The organism is Leisingera sp. ABD4_442, assembly GCF_056160905.1.
In genome coordinates this window covers 1-23,731 of sequence record NZ_JBSWYB010000050.1, presented here as the reverse complement: position 1 = coordinate 23,731, position 23,731 = coordinate 1, and the positions used below count along the sequence as shown (strand labels likewise).

Annotated in this window: 14 protein-coding genes; 2 read left to right on the top strand and 12 right to left on the bottom strand. The window is 62.0% G+C overall.

The window, feature by feature from the left end; translation table 11 throughout:
• Nucleotides 1–342: 342 nt before the first annotated feature.
• The gene (locus ACXAHG_RS21875; protein WP_475039317.1) at nucleotides 343–837 is read left to right on the top strand and encodes a tripartite tricarboxylate transporter TctB family protein; all 495 of its coding nucleotides are present in this window, start codon (nucleotides 343–345) and stop codon (nucleotides 835–837) included.
• A 1-nt stretch (nucleotide 838) separates the two neighbouring features.
• Nucleotides 839–2,356, top strand: coding sequence for a tripartite tricarboxylate transporter permease (locus tag ACXAHG_RS21870; protein WP_475039318.1), 1,518 nt, complete (start codon nucleotides 839–841; stop codon nucleotides 2,354–2,356).
• Nucleotides 2,357–2,483: 127 nt separating this feature from the next.
• Here ACXAHG_RS21870 and ACXAHG_RS21865 read toward each other — a convergent pair whose 3' ends face one another.
• From ACXAHG_RS21865 to ACXAHG_RS21810, 12 genes are all read right to left on the bottom strand, one after another.
• The gene (locus ACXAHG_RS21865; RefSeq protein ID WP_475060744.1) at nucleotides 2,484–2,909 is read right to left on the bottom strand and encodes a helix-turn-helix transcriptional regulator; all 426 of its coding nucleotides are present in this window, start codon (nucleotides 2,907–2,909) and stop codon (nucleotides 2,484–2,486) included.
• A gap of 277 nt (nucleotides 2,910–3,186) precedes the next feature.
• Complete coding sequence (locus tag ACXAHG_RS21860; protein ID WP_475060741.1) at nucleotides 3,187–13,227, bottom strand: Ig-like domain-containing protein; 10,041 nt, start codon at nucleotides 13,225–13,227, stop codon at nucleotides 3,187–3,189.
• 484 nt (nucleotides 13,228–13,711) lie between these two features.
• Nucleotides 13,712–14,944, bottom strand: coding sequence for an ABC transporter substrate-binding protein (locus ACXAHG_RS21855; RefSeq protein WP_475060738.1), 1,233 nt, complete (start codon nucleotides 14,942–14,944; stop codon nucleotides 13,712–13,714).
• A gap of 22 nt (nucleotides 14,945–14,966) precedes the next feature.
• A complete protein-coding gene (locus ACXAHG_RS21850) occupies nucleotides 14,967–15,518 on the bottom strand; it encodes a carboxymuconolactone decarboxylase family protein (protein WP_475039325.1) in 552 nt (183 codons plus the stop codon).
• A complete protein-coding gene (locus ACXAHG_RS21845; RefSeq protein WP_475039327.1) occupies nucleotides 15,515–16,423 on the bottom strand; it encodes a branched-chain amino acid ABC transporter permease in 909 nt (302 codons plus the stop codon). The genes ACXAHG_RS21850 and ACXAHG_RS21845 overlap by 4 nt, the downstream gene beginning before the upstream one ends.
• On the bottom strand, nucleotides 16,420–17,280 hold the full coding sequence (locus ACXAHG_RS21840; RefSeq protein WP_475039329.1) for a branched-chain amino acid ABC transporter permease: 861 nt from the start codon (nucleotides 17,278–17,280) through the stop codon (nucleotides 16,420–16,422). The genes ACXAHG_RS21845 and ACXAHG_RS21840 overlap by 4 nt, the downstream gene beginning before the upstream one ends.
• Nucleotides 17,280–18,026 (bottom strand): ABC transporter ATP-binding protein, encoded by a 747-nt coding sequence (locus ACXAHG_RS21835; protein WP_475060735.1) that lies wholly within the window; start codon nucleotides 18,024–18,026, stop codon nucleotides 17,280–17,282. Before ACXAHG_RS21835 ends, ACXAHG_RS21840 begins: the two co-directional genes overlap by 1 nt.
• Nucleotides 18,026–18,781 carry an ABC transporter ATP-binding protein gene (locus ACXAHG_RS21830; protein WP_475060732.1) on the bottom strand — a complete coding sequence of 252 codons (756 nt, stop codon included), beginning with the start codon at nucleotides 18,779–18,781 and terminating at the stop codon, nucleotides 18,026–18,028. Before ACXAHG_RS21830 ends, ACXAHG_RS21835 begins: the two co-directional genes overlap by 1 nt.
• A complete protein-coding gene (locus ACXAHG_RS21825; RefSeq protein WP_475060729.1) occupies nucleotides 18,775–20,322 on the bottom strand; it encodes a sulfatase-like hydrolase/transferase in 1,548 nt (515 codons plus the stop codon). The genes ACXAHG_RS21830 and ACXAHG_RS21825 overlap by 7 nt, the downstream gene beginning before the upstream one ends.
• A gap of 11 nt (nucleotides 20,323–20,333) precedes the next feature.
• The gene (locus ACXAHG_RS21820) at nucleotides 20,334–20,960 is read right to left on the bottom strand and encodes a TetR/AcrR family transcriptional regulator (protein WP_475039337.1); all 627 of its coding nucleotides are present in this window, start codon (nucleotides 20,958–20,960) and stop codon (nucleotides 20,334–20,336) included.
• 318 nt (nucleotides 20,961–21,278) lie between these two features.
• Nucleotides 21,279–22,538, bottom strand: coding sequence for an aminotransferase class V-fold PLP-dependent enzyme (locus ACXAHG_RS21815; RefSeq protein ID WP_475060724.1), 1,260 nt, complete (start codon nucleotides 22,536–22,538; stop codon nucleotides 21,279–21,281).
• A 22-nt stretch (nucleotides 22,539–22,560) separates the two neighbouring features.
• A complete protein-coding gene (locus ACXAHG_RS21810; RefSeq protein WP_475060722.1) occupies nucleotides 22,561–23,574 on the bottom strand; it encodes a glutamate cyclase domain-containing protein in 1,014 nt (337 codons plus the stop codon).
• Nucleotides 23,575–23,731: the final 157 nt, after the last annotated feature.

Sequence of the window (23,731 nt, the reverse complement as noted above, 5' to 3'; positions counted from 1 at the left end):
CTGGAAGCCCAGGAGAGGGCCGTTGGCGATCTGGGGAAGCAACTCGGTTTCCTCTGACCCGGCATCTTGGCGCAGCCTCCGGGTGCGGGGGCTCTGCCCTCGCGCTCCCGGGATATTTTCAGCAAGAGGAAGGAGAGACAGGAATCTCCTCTCCCCGGAAAGGCAGAACCTTCCCCTTGCGCGGTCATCGGCTTCCCAGCCTGTACCGCAAGCCCAGCGTGGCGCGGCATGGTTAATTTTTCCCTTCCTCTCGCCGGAAATATCCCGGGGGAGCCGCGGCCTGCCGCGGCGGGGGCAGCGCCCCCGGCACCGATGAAACCACACAAGACACTGGAGGAGCACATGGCACTCGACCGCTGGATCGCACTTGTCATCCTGATGATTTGCCTTGCCTACGGCTATGCGGCCTTCTTCACCATGGACGCCGGACTGCCGCCGTTCATGAAACGCAACCCGATCTGGCCCAGCACCTTCCCAAAGATCCTCTCGGTGATGGCCATCCTGACGGCATTCTACGTACTGCTGGGGTTCGAAAAAGGGGCGGATGATCCGAAACCGATGGACATCAACTACCGCCGCCTGACCGATTATAACCTGGGTCAGGCGCTTACGCTGCTGGGGCTGATGGCGGCCTATGCGCTGCTGCTGCGGCCAGTGGGCTTCCTGCCCGCGACCACCGGTTTCCTGGCCGCAGGCGCCTGTGTGCTTGGCGAGCGTAAGCTCTACATCCTGCTGCCGGTCGCTGCGGGGTCTGCAGGCGTAGTCTGGTACCTGGTACAGGAAGTGCTGGGGATCTTCCTCAGCCCCTGGCCCGCAATTCTGACAAACGGAGGCTGATATGCTCGAAGGCATCATGGTCGGGCTTGGAACGGCCTTTTCCCTCACCAATCTGCTGATGGTCATCGGCGGCTGCCTGATCGGCACCTTCATCGGCATGCTGCCGGGGCTGGGGCCGATGTCGATCATCGCCATCATGATCCCGGTGGCGATCTCCATCGGCGACCCTTCCGCCGCGCTGATCCTGCTGGCGGGCGTCTATTACGGGGCGATCTTCGGCGGCTCCACCTCGTCGATCCTGATCAATGCGCCGGGGGTGGCCTCAACAGTGGCAACGTCGTTCGACGGTTACCCGCTGGCGCGCCAGGGCAAGGCCGGCAAAGCGCTGACCGTGGCCGCAATCTCTTCATTCTCGGGCGGCACCATCGGGGCCGTCCTGCTGATGATCTTCGCCCCGGCACTGGCGACGGTGGCGCTGCTGTTCCACTCGGCCGAGTATTTCGCGCTGATGGTTGTGGGGCTGTCGGCGATTGCTGCCTTTGCGGGCTCCGGCCAGGTCGGCAAAGCTCTGTTGATGACCCTTCTGGGGCTGATCATGGCCACGGTGGGCGAAGGCGCGCTGTTCAACATGCCGCGCTTCACTATGGGGATCATGGACCTGCAGTCCGGCTTTGGTTTCATCACCCTGGCGATGGCGATGTTTGCACTGCCCGAGGCAATGTATCTGGTGCTGGACCCGTCCCGGTCGAACACCGGTGGCGGCAGCAGCGAGATCAAGGACCTGCGCATCACCAAGGACGAGGCCAAGGCGATCACCCCGGTCATCGGGCGCCAGTCGATCCAGGGCTTTCTGATCGGCGTGCTGCCCGGTGCCGGCGCCACGATCGCCTCTTTCCTGGGCTACGCGGTGGAGCGCAACATCGCCTCCAAGGAAGAGCAGGAGCAGTTCGGCAAGGGCTCGATCAAGGGCCTGGCCGCACCGGAAAGCGCCAATAACGCGGCCTGCACCGGCTCCTTTGTGCCGCTCTTGACGCTGGGCATCCCCGGCTCCGGCACCACCGCGATCCTGCTGGGGGCGCTGATTGCCCTCAACGTCTCGCCCGGCCCCCGCCTGATGGTGGATGAGCCGCAGATCTTCTGGGCGGTGATCATCTCGATGTATCTGGGCAACCTGATCCTCTTGATCCTGAACCTACCGCTGATCCCCTATATCGCCAAGGTGCTGGCGGTGCCGCGCAATTACCTGATCCCCTTCATCCTGTTCTTCACCCTGATGGGGGCCTACATCGGCCAGAACAACGCCACCGAGCTGTTGATCCTGGTCGGGCTTGGCATCTGCGCCACCGTGCTACGGTTTGCCGACTATCCGCTGGCACCGTTGCTGATCGGCTTCATCCTGGGATCGATGTTGGAGGACAACTTTGCCCGCTCCATGCAGCTCTATGACGGGCTCGGCTTCATCCTGGAGCGGCCGATGACTCTTGGCCTGCTGGCTCTGGCCGTGATCCTGGTGGTTCTGCCCAGCTACCGGGCCCGGCGCGCGCGGATGCGGGCCGAGGGTGCAGCCGACGCCGATTGACGGCTGCAGCGGTCTGCCTCCCCTGGGCAGCAGGCGGTTGGTCCCTGCTGTCCTTTCCCCTTGCTAAAACGCCTGAAGAACCGGAGCGTGGCAAGACTAATGAACGCCAGCCTGGACGAGCTGCCACCTAGTGCGGTGTTCCATCTGTCAGCTCCTCCAAAAGAAAGCTCATCAGCTGGTTCTTACCGGAAAGCCCCGACTTGGAATAAATCGAATGTGTCTGCGCCTTCACAGTCCCAACAGCTGACGTGCGGATCTCTGCGATTTCGGCATTGGAACATCCTTTGAGAACCAGTCTTGCGACCTCCCGTTCCGATGGCGTGAGTTCCCATGCGTCGTAATGCGCTTCCAGCAGCCGGTTGAAAGAGCCGGACGCCGCCTGCAGCCTTTCCGCCATCGAGTCAGCGGCCTGCCGCATTGCCCGGACTTCCAAGCTCAGCACCGCCACCGCGCACAACAGTCCGGCAGTGACCAGAAGTTCAAGGAAATGATAGTCTTCCCAATCTTCCCACCATTCCGGCTGGGCAAATTCGATCGCTCCTTCGATCAGCATTAAAACCGCAGAGGCCGCAATTATCGCAAACGCTGCTTTTACCTTGCCGCCATTGTAAGTCATCTACTGTCTTCTTTGCTTCGTGCAGGCCCGCCGGCTGAAGGCCGGGACAGGCTTATTACACATCCTCTTTGCCTGGCTGCAATCAGACAGGGCAAAAAGATGCAACAGATCCGCACAATAAGTTGCGAGGTGTTTCAAGAACGGGCACTGCTTGCGGTCCAAGGCTGGCGCTCGCCGCGGCCGGAAGGCCACGGCGGGTCCACGTTATTGAGATTTAGCCGATCACGTCCCAGACATAGTCTGTGCCGATGAAGCTGCCGTCGGCAGCATAGTTTGTAGTCTTTATCTCAAACGGCCGGTCCCCGTTCAAATCCTCTTGGATGCGGGTGGTCAGGATGCCGGCTTCAAACAGTTTCGTGGTCCTGTCGCCGTTATCCCAGCTGGCCACTTTTCTCGACAGGTTGCCATCAGCATCGAAGTAACGTTCCAGAACACTCCACGCAGCGCGGCTTTGGGCACCGCTGCCGTCGGTGATAACCTGTTTGATCCGGATGCCACCGTCATAGATGTTCTCCCGGACCTGCGTGGTGCCATCGTCAAAGACCACCTCCACCCGCTGTACCTGGCCGTTGGCGTCCAGGGTCCGCACCAGGGTCTGCCAATTGGCACTGCTTGCGCTGTCAGTGCCGTCGGTCACGGTCTGGCTGGTTCTGACACCATTGGTGTAGGTGTTCTGCTTGGTCCGTGTGGTGCCATCGTCGTAGACGATGGCAGCCTGCAAAATGTTCCCATCGGCATCCATGCTGCGCAGGATGCTGTCCCAGCGGGCGCTGCTGGCACTGCCTGCGCCGTCGGTCACTGTCCGGGTCGCAAGCACACCGTCTGCATAGGTGTTATGGATGGTGCGGGTGGAGCCGTCGTCAAACACGATCTCGCTCTGTGCCACCTGGCCGCTCCCGTTGAGCGTCTGAGTGCGCGACGCCCAGGGTTTGGCGCCGCCATCTGCACCGGGATCGGTATAGGTGACGGTGTCAATCGCACCGTCCTTGTAGGTGACCGTTTTTTCTGCACCACCACTGGTTTCCTTCAGCTCATAGACGGCCTGACCGTTCTTGCGCAGGATCAGCGAAACAGGCTGCGCACCGTTCCAGGCAATTTCTCCAACCGTGCCGTCGCCAAAGAGGAGGGCCTCAGTGCCAGCTTGCAGGGTGTCGCTGCCTTCATCCAGCCCGTCCAGCGCATTGGTATCCGTTACAATGATACCGCTGCCACCTGCAGAAAAGGCAAAGGCGAATTCGTCGCTGTTGCCCAGGAAGGCTGCATAATCAAATCCGGCACCGCCTGAAATCACGTCATCGCCGCCCAGCCCGGTGAGGGTGTCATTACCGGTTCCACCGGCCAGGGCTTCATTTGCAGGCGTGCCGGTGATGCTGAGGTGGTCCAGCGCTCCCTCTATGGTGACTTCCAAAACAGCAGGGGTGCCGTCCAGCGCCTCCACTGCAAAGCTGTCTACAACGCTTTCGCCCGGCTCCAAGTGATCCAGAACAGCGGTCCGGGTATATGTCCAGCTTCCGTCCGCGGCGAGGCTGAGGCTGCCATAGCTGCCCACGAAGCTGCCTGGCGCCATTTGCGCCGGGCTGTCAGGGTCAGAGACAGCAATCTGCCCGCTTACACTGCTGCTATCTTCGGATATTCCGGCATGAAGCTGCCCGGAGAAGGCCGCTGGATTGTTCACTCCGGTCACTGTGACCTCAATAGCGCCGGTGGACGTCCGCCCGCCTGCGTCCGCAACAGTGTAAGGGATCCGGACCACCGCAGACGCACCTCCGGACTGCAATCCGTCATAGGCGCCATTGGGGTCAAAGGTAACAGTACCGTCCGCATTCAGCGTCGCGATGGCACCGCTGGCCAGCGAAACGCCTTCCCCCGCCGTAACCGGGGTGCCGTCCAGCGATGTGATCACCAGCGCGCCGCCTTCAGGGCCGCTGTCGTTAGCCAGGGGAGCGAGGGAGACCGTGCTGTCCTCTGTCGTTACAGCTGTGTCATTGGCGACCTCAGGCGCGTCATTCACTGCGGTCACTGTGATATCCAGCGTCGCCGTAGCGGTGCCGCCGTTGCCATCCGAAACAGTATAGATAAGTTGCTCGGACCCGTTAAAATCCGCATCCGGCGTGTAGGTGACCTGCCCCCCGAAGAACTCAGCCTGGCCGTTCCTCGCACCGGTTACTCCGGTCACAACCAGGAAGTCGCCATCCAGTTCCGCGTCATTGGCTGTGACATCAATGGTGACCGGCGAGTCTTCGGCGGTTACGATACTGTCGGGCGCGGCCAAGGGGGCGTCCTGCACTGGCTGCACAACTACGGTGACAGTCCCGGTGGAGACCAGAGCCCCATCGCTCAGCACATAGGTAAAGCTGTCGTGGCCAAAATAGTTGACCGTTGGAACATAAGTCACTGTTCCATCACTATTTATCTGCACAGAGCCATGTCCCGGCTTGCCCAAGCTGGTGACGCTAAGTGCAGCGCTGTCCGGATCTCTGTCATTGCCCCGCGGATCAAAGGTGAGGCTGCCGTCTTCCGCCACTGTCACACTGTCGGCATTCGCAACCGGTGCGTCATTTATTGCGGTCACGGTAATATCCAGCGTTGCGGTTGCAGTGCCGCCATTGCCATCCGAGACAGTATAGACGAGCTGCTCGCTGCCGTTGAAATCCGCATCCGGCGTGTAAGTGATTTGGCCGCCAGTGAACTGAGCCTGGCCATTCGCCGCACCGGTGACGCCAGTCACTGTCAGAGCTTCCCCATCCAGCTCAGTGTCATTGGCTGTGACATCTATTGTGATTGCAGTATCTTCAGTGGTTACCGCGCTGTCTGGTGCAGCCAGAGGGCCGTCCTGCACCGGCTTCACGGTCACGGTGACGGTTGCTTGTGCGGTGCCGCCCTGGCCGTCGCCTGCCCTATAGGTAAAACTGTCGGTGCCAAAGAAATTGGCTTCTGGCGTATAGACCAGCTGGCCGTTCACGATTTCAACTGTGCCGTTGGAACCATTGGATGCTTCCGCAATCAGCAGGCTGGAAGATTCCGCATCGCTGTCATTTGACAGCACATCAATGGTGACCGCGGTATCCTCATTGGTGGCGGCAGTGTCATTTGCCGCTACCGGCAGATCATTCACTGGAGCCACATTGACCGTTAGGATGCCGGTGCTGCTGCCCCCCTGCCCGTCGGAGACCGTATAAGTGATCACTTCGGTGCCATTGAAATTCGGATCGGGCGTATAGGTGATGCTGCCCGCCGCAGTGAAGCTGACGGCGCCATTGGCCAGGTCGGCAACTGCGGTCAGGGTCAGCGGGTTGCCCTCGGCATCGGTGTCATTGCCCAGCACACCCAACGTTACCGCAATGTCCTCCTGCGTAGAGACGCTGTCGGGCACCGCGACAGGGGCATCGTTGATGCCTGTCACGGTGAACTGGATGCTTCCGGTGGACATACCGCCCGCCCCGTCGGACACCGTGTAGCTGACCGTTTCAACGGCATTCTGGTCCTTTGTCAGATGGTCGTAGTTGCCGCCCGGGAACAGGCTGACGGTGCCGTCGCCGTTCAGGAAAACCAGCGCACCGCTGGCAAGGCTCACGAACTGCCCCGGCTGCACGGCGGTGCCGTTCAGCGCGGTGATGCTCAGCTGGCCGCCATCCACATCGCTGTCATTGGCCAGCGGGTCCAGTGTCTGGGTGGCGCTTTGCACTGCGCTTGAGCTGTCATTCATCACCGCCGGCGCATCGTTCACCGGGGTCACGGTTATGTCCACCGTGGCGGAGGCGGTGCCGCCATTGCCGTCCGAGACGGTATAGGTCAGCTGCTCGGCACCGTTGAAATCCGCATCCGGCGTATAGGTGATCCGGCCGCCGCTGAAATGCACCTGGCCATTGGCCGCGCCGGTGACGGCGGTCACGGCCAGGGCCTGCCCGTCCAACTCGGTGTCGTTTGCGATGACGTTGATCACCACAGCCGTGTCTTCTGCCGTGATTGCGCTGTCGTCCACCGCAACAGGCACGTCTTGCACCGGCTGCACGGCCACAGCGATGGTGGCCGTCGCGGTCAGCTCGCCGTCGCTCACCGTGTAGGTGAAGCTGTCGCTGCCGAAATAATTTGCATCCGGCACATAGGTCACGGTGCCGTCCGCGTTGATCTGCGCGCTGCCATGGGCGGGCGTGCCCAGGGCGGTGACGCTCAGCGCGGTGGCTTCCGGATCGCTGTCATTGCCGCGCGGATCGAATGTGAGGCTGCCGTCTTCTGCCACTGTCACGCTGTCGGCATTAGCAACCGGTGCGTCATTCACCGCGGTCACACTGACGGTGACGGTCGCCGTGGTGGTGCCGCCGAGCCCGTCCTCGCGGGTGTAGCTGAAGCTGTCGGTGCCGTTGAAATCGGCATCCGGCACATAAGTAATCGTCTGGCCGGTCTGCACGATGGCGCCATGCGCCGGGGTGCCAACGGACAAGACTGCTCCGGTGAAACCATCCGGGTTCAGGTCGTTGCCGGTCAGGTCCAGCACCACCTGCTTATCCTCTGCCGTAGTGACACTGTCGTCCACCGCGGTGATCGGATCATTGACCGGAGCTACCGTGACGGTGATGGTCGCGGTGCTGGCGGCACTTTCCGGCTGGAACTCAGACCCCACGTAATAGGTGATCGTTTCGGTGCCGCTGAAGTTGGCGACCGGAGTATAGCGGATGGTGCCATCCGGCAGCACCTCGGCACTGCCATTGGCGGGCTGATCGACCCGGTGCACCACCATCGCATCGCCATCCGCGTCGCTGTCGTTGGCCAGCACGTTGATGACGACAGCGGTGTCCTCGGCGGTGGCAGCGGTGTCGTCCGCTGCGGCCACGTCATTGTCGACATAGACCGAGACAGTGCCATTGACCGGCGTGTAAGCGTGGATTGCACGCTCAAAGAAATTGTACTCGAAGGTGGCAATGCCGTGGAAGCCGGCATCGGGCGTGAAATTGACCCGCCCCCCCGACTGCGACAAGAGAATGGCGCTGGGGCCGGTCATAATTCCCGGATGGCTGTGGCTGACGTAGTTAGCGGTCTGGCTTTCGCCTGCATAGCCGGTGACAGTGCCGTTCACCCCAAACCCGGCTGATGTCACAAAGCCATTCAGGGCGCCGTCAGGATTGACGTCATTGGCCAGCAGATCCGCGGTATGAACGGTAAGCAGTTCATCCGGGCGGATACGGTAGATATCTTCGTGCAGAGTGATCGGATCATAGGTGTTGTTGAACAGGACCTGTTGAGTGTGCGCCACCTCGTGGATGCCGTCCGAGACAACAACTGGCACATAAACAGTGCCGACAAAGTTGGCATCTGGAGTGACCGTAAATGCCCCGTCCCCATTGTCAATCACTGTTGCATTGGCAATGTTTTCGGTCTGAATGCTGACAACCGTTAGCGTATCACCATTCCGGTCGAAAAAGGACGCTGTGCCGGAAACCGTAAGCGGTGCATCTTCCGAGCCTTGAACAATATAGTTAACCGCATAGGGGGCTTGCTCGTCTATCAGCGTGACGCTGATTTCACCGCTGTAGGCGTTGTGGCCGGCTTCATCCCGGATTGCGTAATACAGCTGGTAGGTTCCTGGACCAAGGTTCGACGCGGGGTTCCAGACGATCTGATTGTCGATGATCTGTACCGGACCTGCCTGATGCGACCAGGCATTTGCCCCCCAAATAGTAATGGCGCCGCCCTCGGGGTCGATGTCATTGGCAACCGCATCAATCACCACCGGCCCGCGGCCGATCGTTGCAGTCACCGTGTCATTCACGATGGTCGGCGCATCATCCACCGCCACGTAATTCAGCGAGACTGTGGCTGTCTGGGTACTCACACCGTCGGTGGCGTCATAGGTAAAGGTGACCGGCCCGTTGTAGTTCAGCGGCGGGGTGTAGACGATCTGGCCGTTTACGATCTGAGCAGTCCCCACATTCGGGGTGCCAACGCTGACCAGGCTGACAGGATCGCCGTCCGGGTCGGTATCGTTGGCCAGCACATCCAGCGTTGCGACCTGATCCTCCAGCAGGATGCGGCTGTCGTCCTGCGCGGTGAATAGGTCATCCACCCCGGTCACAGTCACCGTGACAGTGGTGGTGGAAGCATAGCGCCCGTCGTCCAGCGTATAGGTAAAGGAATCGGTACCGGTCTCCCCCACGCCCAGGCTGTTGAAGCCCGCCCCCGGCGTATAGGTGAAGGTGCCGTCACCGTTATAGACCACCGTGCCGCCGCAGGTGCCGGTGCTGTCATACTGCGTGACAACCGCATCTTGCGCACCCGGGTCCAGGTCGTTGGCCAGCGCGTCGATGGTGACCGGCGCGTCCTCAGTGGTGGTGGCGCTGTCGGCATAGGCCACCGGATTGTCGGTGAAGCCCGCAATATTGATGGTGACGGTGGCGGTTGTTGTCGTGGTCCCGTCTGAGACCGTATAGGTGAAGGTATCGGTGCCCGACTGCCCGTCGATCAGCCCGTCAAAGATATCGGCCGGGTCATAGGTGAACTGGCCGGTGCCCGGCACCCTCGTCACAGTGGCGCCATGAGCCGAAACCGCGTCAAAGGACACGATCTGCACATTGGCGAGGCCCGGATCGGTGTCATTGGCCAGCACATCGCCGGTGGTTAGCACCGTGTCCTCGTCGGTGCTGAAGGCGCCGCCGCTGTCATCCCGCGCAACCAGCGTGCCGTCCACCACAGTCATCTCCCAGATGGTGGTGCCGCCGGCGCTGGCGGAGGCTGTATTGAGGTCCAGCAGATCAGGCGAGATGAAGGTGGCCGTCGTGCTGCCGAAAGTGACGGTATAGGTGTAATTTCCGGCACTGCCGCTGCGTGCCAGAGACGGCGCAGTGGTGCCATCTGGGCCAGAAAACACCAGCACGTCGCCAATTGCCGCATCTGCCAGCACATCGGCGCCGTCGTTCTGGCCGAACAGGAACCGGTCATTTCCAGCCCCGCCGCGCAGGGTGTCGTTGCCGCCGCCGCCGCGCAATGCGTTGCCGCCCGCATCCAGTGAGATCGCCTCGCCGTGCGCGGTGCCGGTGATCGCCTCAAAGCCGGAAACAGTATCGGTGGCCGCCAGGGTGCCATCGCCGTTCAGAATGCGGATGCTGCCGTTGCCATTGGCATCCAGCCCAGAGAAGTCGACCGAATATGCTGCATCCAGACGGCTGTAGTCGAGGGTGTCGTAATCGCTTTCCCCGGCAATGGTATCGTTGCCAAGGCCCGCGTAATAGGTGTCGTTGCCTGCCCCTAGCGCCACATTGTCATTGCCGCTGCCAGTGCCGATGCTGTTGTTGATCGCATGACCGGCAATTGAGGGCCGGAAATCCGGCTCGTAATCCAGCCAGTCCACCATATCGACAGTGATGTTGCCGCCGGTCAGATGGATTTCCTCGAAATTGACATAGCTATTGACATAGCTGGTGGGCAGAGCACCTTGGCTGACGCCGGTGACAAAATCGTAGGAAAAGCTGGCGGACTGGAAAGTGCCGATATCGGCAAAAACCATCGAAGAGCCTGTCATGTCCAGGGTCAGAACATCGTAGCCTTCGCCGCCATCCACGGTGGCACTGCGGTAAACGTTCTGCAGCGTAAACCGGTCGTAATACGAAACCAGAGCACCCGGGGCCCAGGTGTCTGTGACAGTGTCATCACCTGCACCCGCAAAGAGCTCGTCAACTCCCGCGCCGAGATCGACACTGTCGTTGCCGCTGCCGGTAGTGATGCGGTCATTGCCGGCCCCGCCCGAGACCGTGTTGCCGCCATTGCCGGCTGTGATGGTATCGTAGCCGTCGCCGCCAAAGATCTCGTTCGCGGTATCCCCCGTTGTGATGCTGTCATTGCCAGCGCCGCCGGAAATCAGGTTGGCGCCCTGCAGGTCGGTGATCACGTCATGCCCGGCGCCGCCCATGATGACATCCCGGCCGGCGCCGCCGTCCAGCGTGTCGTTGCCGCTGCCGCCCTGCAGCCGATCGGCGGCGCCGCCGCCCAGCAGCGAGTCATGGCCGTCGCCGCCATAGAGCTGATCCCGCCCGTCGCGCCCGTGCAGCGTATCGTTACCCGCCTGGCCGCGGATGCGCGAACCCGCATTCAGCGCATAGATAATGTCGCTGTACTGGCTGCCGACAGCCCATTCGAACCCCTGCACGGTGGCAGTTGTATCGGTGTGGACCAGAACGTCATAAAACACATGAAGAACAAAAGGCGGCGCGTTGGTGCCTTGCGCATGGGTTCGCATCCAGGTTGCGCCACTCTCCAGATCCAGCGAGGTCACGAAATAGGTCTTGGCCTGGATATACGGCTCCGGCGCGCGGTTCACGTCCGGGGTCAGGATCTCAAACGTGTCGACACCCGCACCGCCCTGATAGGTGGCGCCATTGACCAGTTCGCCCGCGACGTAGTCATGGCCCGCGCCGGCATCAACGGTAATGAACTGGCTGCTGTTGTCGCCATAGCTGACCGAGGTGACCTGCCCCTGCCACAGGGTGATGCGGGCAGTGACGCTGCGGCCGCTGTCGACAATCAGCGTGTCGCCATAGGCTGACCCGTAGATATGAGACTGCGAAACACCGTCTGTCGCATTCTCCGCCGTCAGCTTCACCGCATAGGCAGACTGGCGCATATCAAAGAGGCGCAGGCTGCCGGTGTGGAACTCCTCAAAGTTCTGATGCGTGGCAATGGTGCGGAAGTTGGACGCATCCAGACCGTAAAACTGCCCGGTGACATAGCGCACCGTGTTGTGGTCGATGACGATATCGCCGGTATAGCCCGCGGCATTGCCCTCAGTCAGGCCAACCGTGCTGAGCAGATCCCAGCCGTCGCCGCCATCAATAAGCCCCGCAGTGACAGTCTGGTAGTAGGGGCTGGCACCGGTGCCGCCCGCGGCGTCTTGCGCGAAATTGAACGAGTCGTTGCCCGCCAGCAGATTGACCGGCCGCCCGGCCGGCGCGTACACGGTATCCACATTACCGCTGGCGTTGAAAACAGCGGTGTCCTTTTCCAGGATGTACAGCCCGCCATTGATCGCAGTGGGCGCATTGGTGACGTGGATCAGGTCCCAGGGATTGGTCGTGTTGGGGTCTACGCCCGGGAAAATTACGTTTGATGCGGAAAATATCGGCCGGGTTTCCCAGACCCCATTATACGCAAAGTAATACCGAGTTGCGCCCTCGTTCGGGTCCAGGTTCAGCGTCAGTTCCTGGTAATACTTCCCGTAGCTGCCGTACTGCGCCCGGATCTGCGCCGACAGCCCGGCCATGAAGCTGTCGCTGCCAAATCCGCCATAGGCATCCGCAATTGCCTGTGCCTTCTGGTAGGTTTGGTCGAAGCTGCCGCTGTTGCCGCCGGTGGCCTGGTACCACCAGTCCGGCAGGGTGCCGCCGTTGTCATGCACCGCGGCCTCGATCAGCCCTTGGGTAATTGCCGTCGGCGACAGATCAATCAGCCCGTCGGCTCCCATCTCTGCGTTGGCAGCTGCCGAAACGATGATCGGGGCGATATAGTCAAAGAAATAGTCTGACACTCCCCAGGTCAAAACCGAGGTGGCCATCTGCACCGCAATGGTCAGCAGGGTCGCCGGATCGCCATCGCCCTTCACCGCCGCGGCAATGCCGGGTGCCAGGTAGGTGGCAAAGTTGACGATGTTCACTGCCGCTTTCGCGGCCGGCGGCAGCGGCAGAACCGACAGAATGCCGGTTGCGGTTTTCACTGCCGCTGCAACCGTCAACCCGATCACTTCCGGGCTGGTATCGCCTGCCGCGAGCTTCTGAAAGTAGCCCCGCGCGTCAGCCAGATCCTTAACCGCGTTTGCCACGCCCCGGTTGAACTGAGCCTGCTCCTCCGGCGTACTGGGCAATACCACCGCCACGGATGGGTTGGCCGCGATCTGCGCCTGGAACTCCGCCAGCATGTCAGAAGACAACTGGTCCGCCCGTGCCTGCAGCTCGGCATCAGTGAAATTGGCATTGGGCTCCGCCGTCAGGCCGGAGACCTGGTTGACCTGCGCCAGCAAGGACTCGGCGATCTGGCTGACCGCTTCAACCGACAGCGGGTTGGCAACGCCGTAGCCCTGCTCGCCCGCCAGCAGCGCCGCGGAGATATCAATATTCTCCTGCTGCAATTCCGCCGCGGTCATCCCCTGGCCGCTGCTGCCGTATAACCCTGCATCGCTCAGATCCAGCAGCGGCTCGCTGCCGCCTTCTGCTGCGCGCAAATAGGCTTCGTAAACCGCAAAGGCCCCGGCATCCGTCGTGACAGTCTTGACCACCCGTTCTCTCCTGCGCTGCCCAGAGTTCCGGGCGATCATCCGTTGCATCAGAGAACGCATGTGCCGCAGGCAGAAAAGGCGCTCTGATAAGCGCCTTGTCAAAATTTCAGCCTGGCGTGTTTCCCTGCCCGGCGCCCCGCCTCAGCCCTGCGCCCGCGATGCTTCTGCACCGTCTTCGCCTTTGATCGCACTTGATCCCCGCGGGCACAATAAACCTAGGCTCAAAACGCATAAACCAACGGTCAGGACCACATAAACTTAGGGTATAAGCGCCGAGTTATCTTTGTCTTTTGTTAGGGTTCGTTCTGATTGGACGGCACGGGAGCATGTCTGCTCCTGATGCGCGTGCATTATTCCAAAACGGCAACTCCGCCCAAGCGCCTGGCGGAATGCAGAATGTAGAATGTAGAATGTAGAATGTAGAATGCCCGCGATGCTGGGCGGCACGGCAGAATAGCAAAACCCGCCGTGCCGCCAGTGTCTTTTACACGGTGCCGAGTTCTTCGTCCTTGCCGCCGCGGATCACGAAATGCGCGAAGGGACGGTCTTTCAAATTGCCGTCCGCGTGGAATGCCACGTCCATCCCATAGCCGGTATAGTCCACGTCCTTTCCAGCCCGGACCGCCTCCAGCAGCCTGACAACGCCGCCGGTCTTCTCCCCGCTGCCATTGGTGATGGCAAGGATCTCCTTGGTATAAACCGTGGCGTCGGCGCTGCCCGCCTTTTCCATCGCCGCCGCATGCACCGCCAGACTGTCGGCACAAAGCGCGGAGAACGGCAGAAAGCTGCCCGGCTCCGTCCCCATCAGCGTCTCGAATTCCTTGTACGCGGGGGAGCTGATGTCATTGGTCGCCTGCAGGTGGTGGATGCCCTCGCCCACCTCATTGCCGACAGCGCTGATGAACTTGCCGCCGCCATTGGTGCCTGCACTGGCCGCGATTGTCAGCGTGTAAAGTTCGGCCTCATAGCCGCCGCGGTACCATTCCTTGGCAATCGAGGTGAATTGGGTGACATAGGCAGGCAGGAATACGGCTGTCACATCCGCGCCCATCACCTGATCCACTTCTGCGCGAAACGACGGCTGATCGGGTTTCACCTCGGCCTGCACCACGACTTCACCGCCACCTGCTTCGATGGTTTCCACGAAAGGTGCGATCATTGACTGGGTAAAGGCGGTCTGAACGGCCAGAATGCCGACCTTCTTGTGACCCGCAGCCAGCATCGCCTTGGCCGGCGGCACCCCCCATTCGCGGCCTGTGGCCTGGAACCGCCAGATCAGCCCGCCGTTGTCGCCCTCGGTGATTGCGTCCGCTGCACCCAGGCAGCTGAGAGACACGCCCTTTTCAATCGCCAGCGGTTTTACCGCCAGGGTCGGCCCGGAACCCCACATCCCGATAATGGAGCTGACCTGATCCACATCCAGCAGCTTGCGCGCGGCCCGCACGGCGGATGTCGGGTTGGTTTCGCTGTCCTCGGCGATAACCTCGATCTCCCGGCCGCCCAGGATGCCGCCTGCGGCATTGATCTGTGCTGCAACCACCTGGGCAGCCTTGACGATATTCGGCCCATAGGACGCGCCGCCGCCAGTGAGTGGCGAGATCATACCGAATTTAACCGGGCCATTGCCGGCAAGTGCAGGCAGGGGCAGGCTGCCCACGGAAATGCCCGCAGCGGCGCTGCCCAGGAACCTGCGGCGGCTCAGGGTAAGTTGTGTCATGGTGATTTCCTCCTCTGTAGGATCAGGCGCCGGTCGGGATCTCCTCCACCCCGTCTTCCAGCGTCAGTTGCAAGGCATCGTTGAACCGGTTGAAGGCACTACACAGCGCGACGCGCCAGGTCAGCTCAGCGATCTGGGCATCGCTGAACCAGCGGCGAAGGCCGGTGACTTCTTCATCTTTCATGCGGCTGGCGCGATTGGTGACAGCTTCGGCATAGCGCACCACGGCCCGGTCGCAGTCATCCAGCTCCGGGTGGTCAACGGCCTGCGGCAGCCGGGCAATCCCCTCAGCGCTCAGCCCTTCCACTGCCAGCATTGGCGCGTGGTGCGAGACGCAATAGGTGCAATCATTCAGCTTGGAGACGGTAACCAGCGCTAGTTCCAGCGACCGACGCGGCAGAACCGCCTCGTCCCGCAATTCCAGCAGCATCGCGAACATATGCTTCAGGACCGGCGGCCGGTGCGCCAGCGCGCCGCCCAGGTTGCCGAACGGGCCATAGCGGGTCATCTCCTTCAAGACGGCACGGGCCTCTTCCGGCAGGTCATCAGCAGCGACAATGGGAATTCTGCTCATGACTTGTCTCCCTTTCCGGCCTGCAGGCGGTATTCGCGGCAAAACCCCTGCGGGCGGTAAATCAAGAGGAGGATGAGGCCCGCACCAATGAGAATCAGGCGAAGGGAAGCCGCCTGACCCGCATCCAGGAAGGGCATCAGGTCTTTCAGAAAGCGGGTGCCTTCCAGTAGCACCATGACAGAGGCCGCACCCAAGAGCAGCCCGGTGTTGGAGCCGCGCCCGCCGGCAATCACCGCCATGAAAGCATAAGCGGTAACAAAGGCGCCGAACTGCGTGGGGTCGATATAGCTAAAGTAGAAACAGTGCAGGCTGCCGGCCGCGCCGATGATCACCCCGCCTGCGGCAAAGGCCCGGATGCGGAAGCTGAGCGTGGTCTTGCCAAGGGTGGCAGTGACCAGGTCATCCTCGCGCAGGGCCCGCAGGACGCGGCCGAAGGGAGAGACCGTCAGCATCTGGGCAAAGGCAAAGCAGGCTGCCAGCACCACCAGGGAGATGGCCAGGAAAAGCAGCTCATATTGCAGGCCGGTGGCCAAACCGGACAGCGGGCGCGGGATGCCGGGCAGGCCGTTGGCACCGCCTGTCAGCCAGGTCTCGTTCAGCAGGAACAGCCGGACCGCCTCGGCAAAGGCAAGCGTGGCAATTGCCAGGTAATCCTCGCGCAATCGGGCGGAGACCAGAGCGACCAGGATGCTGAGCGCCACCGTAACCAGCACAGCCAGCGCCGCAGCGATCAAGGCGGGCACCCCGGCCAGGGCGCTGAGGCCCGAGACATAGGCCGCCACGGCAAAGAAGCCGAAGATGCCGAAGTTGACCATCCCCGCCTGGCCCCATTGCAGGTTCAGCGCCAGGCCGATCAGGGCAGATATGATGACGAAGATAAGGATTGCGGTCAGGTAGCCGATCATCTGCTGATCCTCGCTTTGCCAAGAAGTCCGTGCGGGCGCAGCAAGAGCACCAGCGCAATGATGAGGAAGGACACCGCCTGCCGGTAGGTGGTGGGCAGCACCAGGGTGGCCAGTTCCTCGGCCACGCCGATCAACAGCGCGCCGATGACCGCACCCAGCGGATTGCCGATGCCGCCGAGGATGACGGCAGCAAAGACCGGCAGCACATAATTCCAGCCCATCAGCGGGTCGACGATGCCGTCCATGCCGATCAGCACCCCGGCAAAAGCCGCAAGCACCCCGGCAATGGCCCAGACCATGGCGATCACGTAGTTGCGGCTGATGCCGCGCACGTCGGCCAGATCCGGATTGTCGGCCACTGCCCGCATGGCGCGGCCCAAGGGCGTGCGCATCAGGATGAACCAGACCGCGACCATGGCCAGAAGCGCCACAACCACGATGGTGATCTGCTCGTTGTTGACCCGCAGCCCCATCCAGCGGTGCGGCCGGGCGACGGCGATGTCAAAGCCGCGGATGTCGGAACCCCAAAGGAAGCGCACCAGGTTTTCCAGCACGAAATAGACCCCCATCGAGGCGACCAGCAGCGTCACATGGTCCGCGTTGCGCAGTGGCTTATAGACCAGCCGGTCGGTTGCCAGTGCCACTGCTGCCAGTCCTCCTGCGCCCAGCACTGCGGCCGGCAGGATCGGCACGCCAATATCCACATTGAAAAACAACGCAATATACGCGCCCGCGGTGATCATCGAGCCGATGGCGAAATTGGGGAAGTTCAGCACCCCATAGGTCAGCGAAAGGGCAATCGCCGGAAGGGCCACCAGCAGCCCCGAGACAACGCCGTTCAACAGGATCTGGAGCATCAGGCGCTCTCCTTTGCGCCGGCATCCGCAGTACCCATGTAGAGCGCGTGAATGTCGGGATGGTTCATGAAGTCCGCAGCGGGCATCTGCGCTCGCACCGTGCCCGCAACCAGCACGATGGCAGTCTCCGAGATCACCATGGCTTCCTTGACGTTCTGCTCGATCATCAGGATCGACACGCCGGCTTGGTTCACGCCCTTCACCGCCTCGAACATTTCGGCGACGTATTTCGGCGACAGTCCCGCGCTCGGCTCATCCAGCAGCAAGAGGTTCGGGTTCGGCATCAAGGCGCAGCCGAAGGCGAGCATCTGCCGCTGCCCGCCCGACAGGTTGCCCGCCAGATCCGCCTCGCGGTGGGCAAGGTCCGGAAAGATGGCAAAAACCCGGTCGCGCGCCTCGCGCAGGCCTTTGGAGCCGCCGGAGATGAACTCATAGGCCAGCGTCATGTTCTCGCCGATCGACATGTTGCGGAACACATTGTGCTCCTGCGGGACATAGCCCAGGCCAGCGCGCGCCTTGGAAGGCGCGTTCAGCCGGGTCACATCCTTGCCCGCCAGGGTGATTGTGCCTTCGCGTGGTGTCAGCAGGCCGACCAGCGACTTGACCAGCGTGGATTTGCCCGCGCCATTGGGGCCGACGATGGTTGAGACGGCACCTTCGGAGACGGAGAACCCCGCGCCCTTGATGATATCGCCGCCGCCGTAGCCGGCCCGCAGGTTTTCAACTGCCAGGAGGGTACTGCCCATCACACCATGCTCCCCAGATATGCTTCCAGAACACAGGGATCGGTGGTGACTTCTTCGAACGTGCCGCGCATCATCTCGCGGCCCTCGGTCATCACATAGACGCTGTCGCACAGCGTCTCGATCATCTCCATGTCATGTTCGACAATGGCAAAGGTGACGCCTTCCTCTTTCAGGCTGAGAATAAAGTCGCACAGCACCCCCTCCATTGTCGGCGCCACGCCTGCCGCTGGTTCGTCCAGCAGGATCACCTTGGGCGACAGCATCATTGCCCGCAGCACTTCCAGCAGCTTCTTCTGCCCGCCCGACAGGCTGCTGGCCGATTGGTCCGCCAGCCGCCACAGGTCCACCCGCTGCAGCAATGTGCGGGCCTGTTCGATTGCGGCTTCCTCCTCTGCCCGGATGCGGGCGCGGGAAAACAGCGCTGCTGCCAGGCCCTCGCCATACTGGCCGGGCCGGGCCAGAAGCAGGTTCTCCAGAATGGTCAGCGCGCCCAGATCGCGGGAGATCTGGAAGGTCCGCACCAGACCCTTCTCTGCCAGCCGGTGCGGCGGCAGGCCAGTTATGTCGCTGCCATCTAGGGTGACGCTGCCGCCATCAGGCCGGATTGCGCCGCCCACCGTGTTGAACAGTGTGGTTTTGCCCGCGCCATTAGGGCCGACAATGCCGGTCACCTCGCCGCGGGGTATGTCGATTTGCCCGACATTCAAGGCGCGAAATGCCCCAAAGGTCTTTGTCAGGCCCGAAATCCTCAGCACGTCTTCTCCTCCGTGTTCCAGATTTTCCGTGCCAGCCCATTGGTCGCGTAGGGCAGCCAATAGTCCGATAACTGTTTGGGGGTGTGCCGTATCCGATGCGTCAGCAGCGTCTGGGCGCTGCGGGCCAGATCGGCCGCATGGGCCGGGTCGCCCGCCAGGTTGCGTTCGCATCGCGGGTCAGCTGCTAAATCATACAGCAACGCAGGCTGCGCTGGGAAATGGATGTAAAGCCACGCCTGCGACATCAGCGCAGTGAAGCAACAGTCATCCGGGCTTTCCGGCAGATAGGAAGCCAACTCCGGAATCAGCTGCAGCTCGCGGTAGTCGGTTTCCCACACCGTATAGTCTCGCCAAGCCTCAGGTGCGCTGCCTTGCAGGAAGCCGGCCAGTGAGCGGCCGTCACACTCCGGCACCGGCTGCCCCAACACCTCGGCAATGGTGGGCAAAATGTCGGTGGTTTCGGTGAAGGCATCGACGCTGTTGCCATGCTGCGCCGGAAAACGCGGGTCGCGGATCATCAGCGGGATGTGGAACAAACCGGGAAACGGCCCGCGCCGCCCATAGATCCAGTTGCCGCCCAGCTGATCGGCGTGATCCGAGGTGAAGATCACCAGTGTCTGATCCCATTCACCCGCCGCCTTCAGCTCCGCCACCAGCGCGCCGAACCGGGCATCTACCTCTGCCATATTGCCATAATATGCCGCGCGCATATTGCGCTCGTCCGCTTCTGTCACAGCGCCGGGCTCAAGATCTGCCCGGAAATAGCGTTTGGCGCCATGGGCCTTGAGCGAGACTGCAAGGAAGGGGTGGGATCCGGCTACTTCCGCGGGCGGAATGCTGCGCTCAGGCAGTGCCAAGGCTTCCGGATCAAACATCTTGTTAAAAGGTTCCGGCGCCACCATGGGCGGATGCGGGCGCAGGCAGTTCAGGCTTACGAACCAAGGTTTGCCTGCGCGGGACCGGATGTAATCCGCCGCTGCGCCGAACAGGAAAACGGTGTCGCTCAGCTCGGCAGGGTACTGGCAGGGAGCCAGCGGCTGGCTGCGGTCGTAGCCGCCTGCAGGCAAGAAAATGCTCTCGGGATCACCGCTTTCTGCGATTTGTACACCATGCTCTGCCAGCCAGGCCCGCCAGGCAGCAAAGCTGTCATGATAGAAAAAGCCTGCCTTGGTGTCGAACCCCGGACAGACCCATGGCTGCAGCTGTGCAGCGTTGTACGGATCATTCGGCGTGTCGGTATAACCGAAGATCGCAGGCTCCCGCCCCGATCCGGCCACAAGATGCGCTAGGTTGGGCATCCCTGCCGGCAATGGAGTTTCATTGCTGACCTGCCGGTGATTCATCAGGTAGCGCCCGGTCAGGAGTGAGGCACGGGACGGGCCACAGGGCGCAGCCTGCGCATAGTGCCGGCGGAACGACACTGCTTCGGCCGCAAAGGCATCCAGATGCGGTGTTTGCACATCCGGATGCCCCCAGCAGGCAATAGCATCCCCGCGCCACTGGTCAGCTATGACCAGCAGCACATTCCTAAGCGTCTTCATGTTGGTTCCTGTTAGTCCGTCTCTCCCGCCATCGCTTGGATGGCGTGTTTGAAGGCATTTTTAAGCGAAGCCATCATTTCGGCCTCAAATTGCGGGCTGTGATAGACCAGCGATTGCACCTTGAGCCCGCGCAGGGAGCAAAGCACCAGATTGATACTGTCGCGGATCGCCGCCTCGTCCCACCCTTGCGCCGCAAAGGTTCCGTGCAGGATTTCATAGTAGCTGTTGAACAACTCCCGCAGTCCTTCAGCGACCGGCTCTGCCAGCTCCGGATCTGAACGCGCGGCCAGGGTCAACTCCAACGAAGGCAGCACCACATCGTCGGCAAACATGTTTTCCCAGGCCCCATCGACAAAGGCATCGACATCAAAGGCGCCGTCTTTCAGACCGCCAACCAGCCCGCGGAGCCGCTCCGGCACTTCCCGCCACAGATCAATGGCCGCATCCAGAAGCAAGGCGTTGCGGGTCGGATAATGGTGCAGCATAGCACCGCGCGACACGCCGGCCTGACGGCAGATTTCAGGTGTTCCCGCGTTGCGGAACCCTTTTTCCATCAGCGTGAGCAAAGTCGCCCGTCGCAGTCTGGCCCGCATGTCTTCGCTTTTTTGCTGCTGGGTGCGTTTTGTCACCTGGTCCATCCGATTCTTTCCCTGCCGGGCCTGAAACTACCCTAAGAGCGCGCTTGATGCCGCGTCAATAAAAAACAGTCATGACTGTTTTTATTTACTGATAAGACGCCGCGCCATGCGCCAAATCGTCCGCGGCGGCCCCAATAGGACAGGGGCCGCAAACAAACTGCCGAGGACGCTGACGGTGCACGGTGTCTAAGCGTGCGTAAGAGAGGCCGGACCCCAAAAGGCCCAGCCCTTCCCAGCAACCAAATCTAAGCTCCCGGCGGCCCCATTCCCGGCACTGCTGCCGGAAACGGTCTCCTATCTAACACCGGTCCGGCCGGATCAGCCTTCCCTGCCCAGCTCCTTCACCGCTGCGAGCATCTTGGAGATTTCTGTTTCAGTGTTGTAATGGCAAAAGGAAATCCGAATGCAGTCCGGTAGCCCCAGCGGGTCCAGCACGTTGCCCGAGTAGTGATCCGCCTTGCGGGTATGGGTGCGGATGCCCTGGGCGTTGAGGATCTCCACCACTTCTTCCGAGGCGATGCCGTCCACCACAATAGACACCAGCCCTTCGCGCGCCGGGTTGTCTGCACCCGCCAGAATGGTGACATGCGCCATGTCGCGCAGTCCCGGCAGGTTGCCGGTGCCATTGATCGCGGCATTGGTCAGGTGGGTTTCATAGGCGTGGATGGCATGGCCGGCAGCCTCAATCCTGCCGCGGCGGGTAGGTTCGGAAGATACCTCGCCGCCCAGCCATTCGAAATAGTCCACCACGTCCGTCCAAGTGGCGTAAGAGCCCGTGTCGCGGGTGCCGAACTCCCAGCCGGTGGCGGGGGCGCCGATCAGCATGTCATGCGGCAGCGCCGTCATCCGGTCCGAAATCCAAGCAATGCCGTAGCCATGGCGCGAGAAAACCTTGTAGGGCGAGACCGCGTAGCCATCGACATCATATGCCGCCAGGTCCAGCTGCCCATGGGCGGCGTGCTGGATCCCGTCAACGATGATCAAGCAGTCCGGCGCAACTGCGCGGATCGCCTTGGAAATCGCCGCCACATCCATGCCCATGCCGGTGACCGGCGAAGCATGCAGGATGGTTGCTACCGCCACATCCCGGGTCATCAGCGCCGCGTAATCCTCCGCCCTGACCAGGCCGGTTTCGTTGTCGTGGGCAACGTTCACATATTCCAGCCCGGCAATCTCCGCCCAGCGGCGGGCGGCGCTGCGGGTGGCCGGGTGCTCGATCGAGGAGCCGATCACCTTGGCCCCCTTGGGCGCATTCACACAGGCCGTGCGGATCATCCGGAACAGCAGCTCGGTGCCGCTTTCACCGGCAAAGAACTGGCCGGAAGGGGCGTTCATGAACACGGCCATGTCTTCCTTGGCCTTGTTGATCTTATCTTGCATGCCCTGGCCTGCCGGGTTGATGCGGCCCGGGTTGTCGGGGATCGCGGCATAAAACGCCGCGGTCTCGACCACCGATTTCAGCGTCAGCGCGCCGCCGGCGTTCTCGAAAAAGATACGCTCGCCTTGGAAGGGGCAGCTGTCCACATGGGCAAAACGGCTGCGGATGGCCTCGATGAGGGCGGGGTTGTCCTGGATCATGTCGTTAAAGTCCTGTCAGAGGTCAGAGCGCGCGGCTCACGATGGTACGGCACAGCTCAGCCACCGCAAGATGGCTTTGCCGGGGAAAGCCGTCGACGCTGTCATCGACGATCCCGTGAGTGGAGTTGATGAGGCCATTGGCCACCATGGTGTCCAAGAGCAGGGCCTCGCGTTCGGGGGTGTGCAGCAGCTTGGCATTGCCCGCGCGCACGGCCATGGCGGCGGCAATCGCAGTGCAGCCCCAGTTCGAACAGGCGGCGGTGATCAGCACATCGCAGGAGGTGACCGCACCGATGCCGCCGCCGCAGCCGCATTGGCAGGCATCGCCATAGGGCACATGCGTGGTCACATGATCCGCCACCTTGCCCATGCCGATCTCATTGCCGCCGTCGCCGACAGCTACCACCGGGATGCCCCGGGCCAAGGCTTCGTCGAACAGGAAATCCACCCGCGCCCGGCCCATGCCGTAATCAATGCCGCGCATCGAGTGGTAGACGCCAAACTCATTGCGCCCGACCCGCTCGGTCGAGAACAGCAGGTCCGGCTGCAGTTCGTCCAGCATCTGCACGGCCTGCGCCTGGCCCACCGCGTCATCGGTGGCATAGGGCAGCATCACGATGGTGGCGAGGCTCTTGTCGGCGCGCGCAATCGCCGCCTGCTCCAGCGAGACCGGGAACAGCCCTGCCGCTTGGCAGGTATTACGGATCGCGGGCAGCAGGGTTTCCTCGCAGAGCATCACACAGGTGGCATTGCGCCCCAGCACCAGCGCCCGGGCTATCGCTGCCGCGCCGGAGGGGCCGTCGTTCTCCCCCAAATCCGGGGTGATCCAGGCGCGCGAGACCGAGCCGGTGGTCAGCACCACTGTGCCGCCTTCGGGCACCGCCATCAGCGCGTCCGCCGCGGCACCGATCAGGGAACCGCCCTGCAGTGCGCGGGCCGCTTCAAACAGGTGCTCGACACCGCGTTCGCCCATGTCGATATTCACCAGCTGGTCCAGCCGGTTGTCGAGCCGGGTGATCAGGTCTTGGTTTTCCATTCACGTCTTTCCATCTTGATCGGCTCCTAGGGTTGCGGGGGTCTCCAGGGGGGGGGGGGGGGGGAAGGAAAACCGCCAGCAGGGGGTGGGTTTGTTTTCCCACCGATCCCGCCCCCCCCCCCAACAAAAAGGCTGCAAACAACGCCCCCCCTCCACA

Bases quoted from the DNA above. Each gene is read 5' to 3' on its own strand.
- ACXAHG_RS21875 (WP_475039317.1), top strand. From the start codon at position 343: ATGGCACTCGACCGCTGGATCGCACTTGTCATCCTGATGATTTGCCTT.
- ACXAHG_RS21870 (WP_475039318.1), top strand. From the start codon at position 839: ATGCTCGAAGGCATCATGGTCGGGCTTGGAACGGCCTTTTCCCTCACC.
- ACXAHG_RS21865 (WP_475060744.1), bottom strand. From the start codon at position 2,909: ATGCTGATCGAAGGAGCGATCGAATTTGCCCAGCCGGAATGGTGGGAA.
- ACXAHG_RS21855 (WP_475060738.1), bottom strand. From the start codon at position 14,944: ATGACACAACTTACCCTGAGCCGCCGCAGGTTCCTGGGCAGCGCCGCT.
- ACXAHG_RS21850 (WP_475039325.1), bottom strand. From the start codon at position 15,518: ATGAGCAGAATTCCCATTGTCGCTGCTGATGACCTGCCGGAAGAGGCC.
- ACXAHG_RS21845 (WP_475039327.1), bottom strand. From the start codon at position 16,423: ATGATCGGCTACCTGACCGCAATCCTTATCTTCGTCATCATATCTGCC.
- ACXAHG_RS21840 (WP_475039329.1), bottom strand. From the start codon at position 17,280: ATGCTCCAGATCCTGTTGAACGGCGTTGTCTCGGGGCTGCTGGTGGCC.
- ACXAHG_RS21835 (WP_475060735.1), bottom strand. From the start codon at position 18,026: ATGGGCAGTACCCTCCTGGCAGTTGAAAACCTGCGGGCCGGCTACGGC.
- ACXAHG_RS21825 (WP_475060729.1), bottom strand. From the start codon at position 20,322: ATGAAGACGCTTAGGAATGTGCTGCTGGTCATAGCTGACCAGTGGCGC.
- ACXAHG_RS21820 (WP_475039337.1), bottom strand. From the start codon at position 20,960: ATGGACCAGGTGACAAAACGCACCCAGCAGCAAAAAAGCGAAGACATG.
- ACXAHG_RS21815 (WP_475060724.1), bottom strand. From the start codon at position 22,538: ATGATCCAGGACAACCCCGCCCTCATCGAGGCCATCCGCAGCCGTTTT.
- ACXAHG_RS21810 (WP_475060722.1), bottom strand. From the start codon at position 23,574: ATGGAAAACCAAGACCTGATCACCCGGCTCGACAACCGGCTGGACCAG.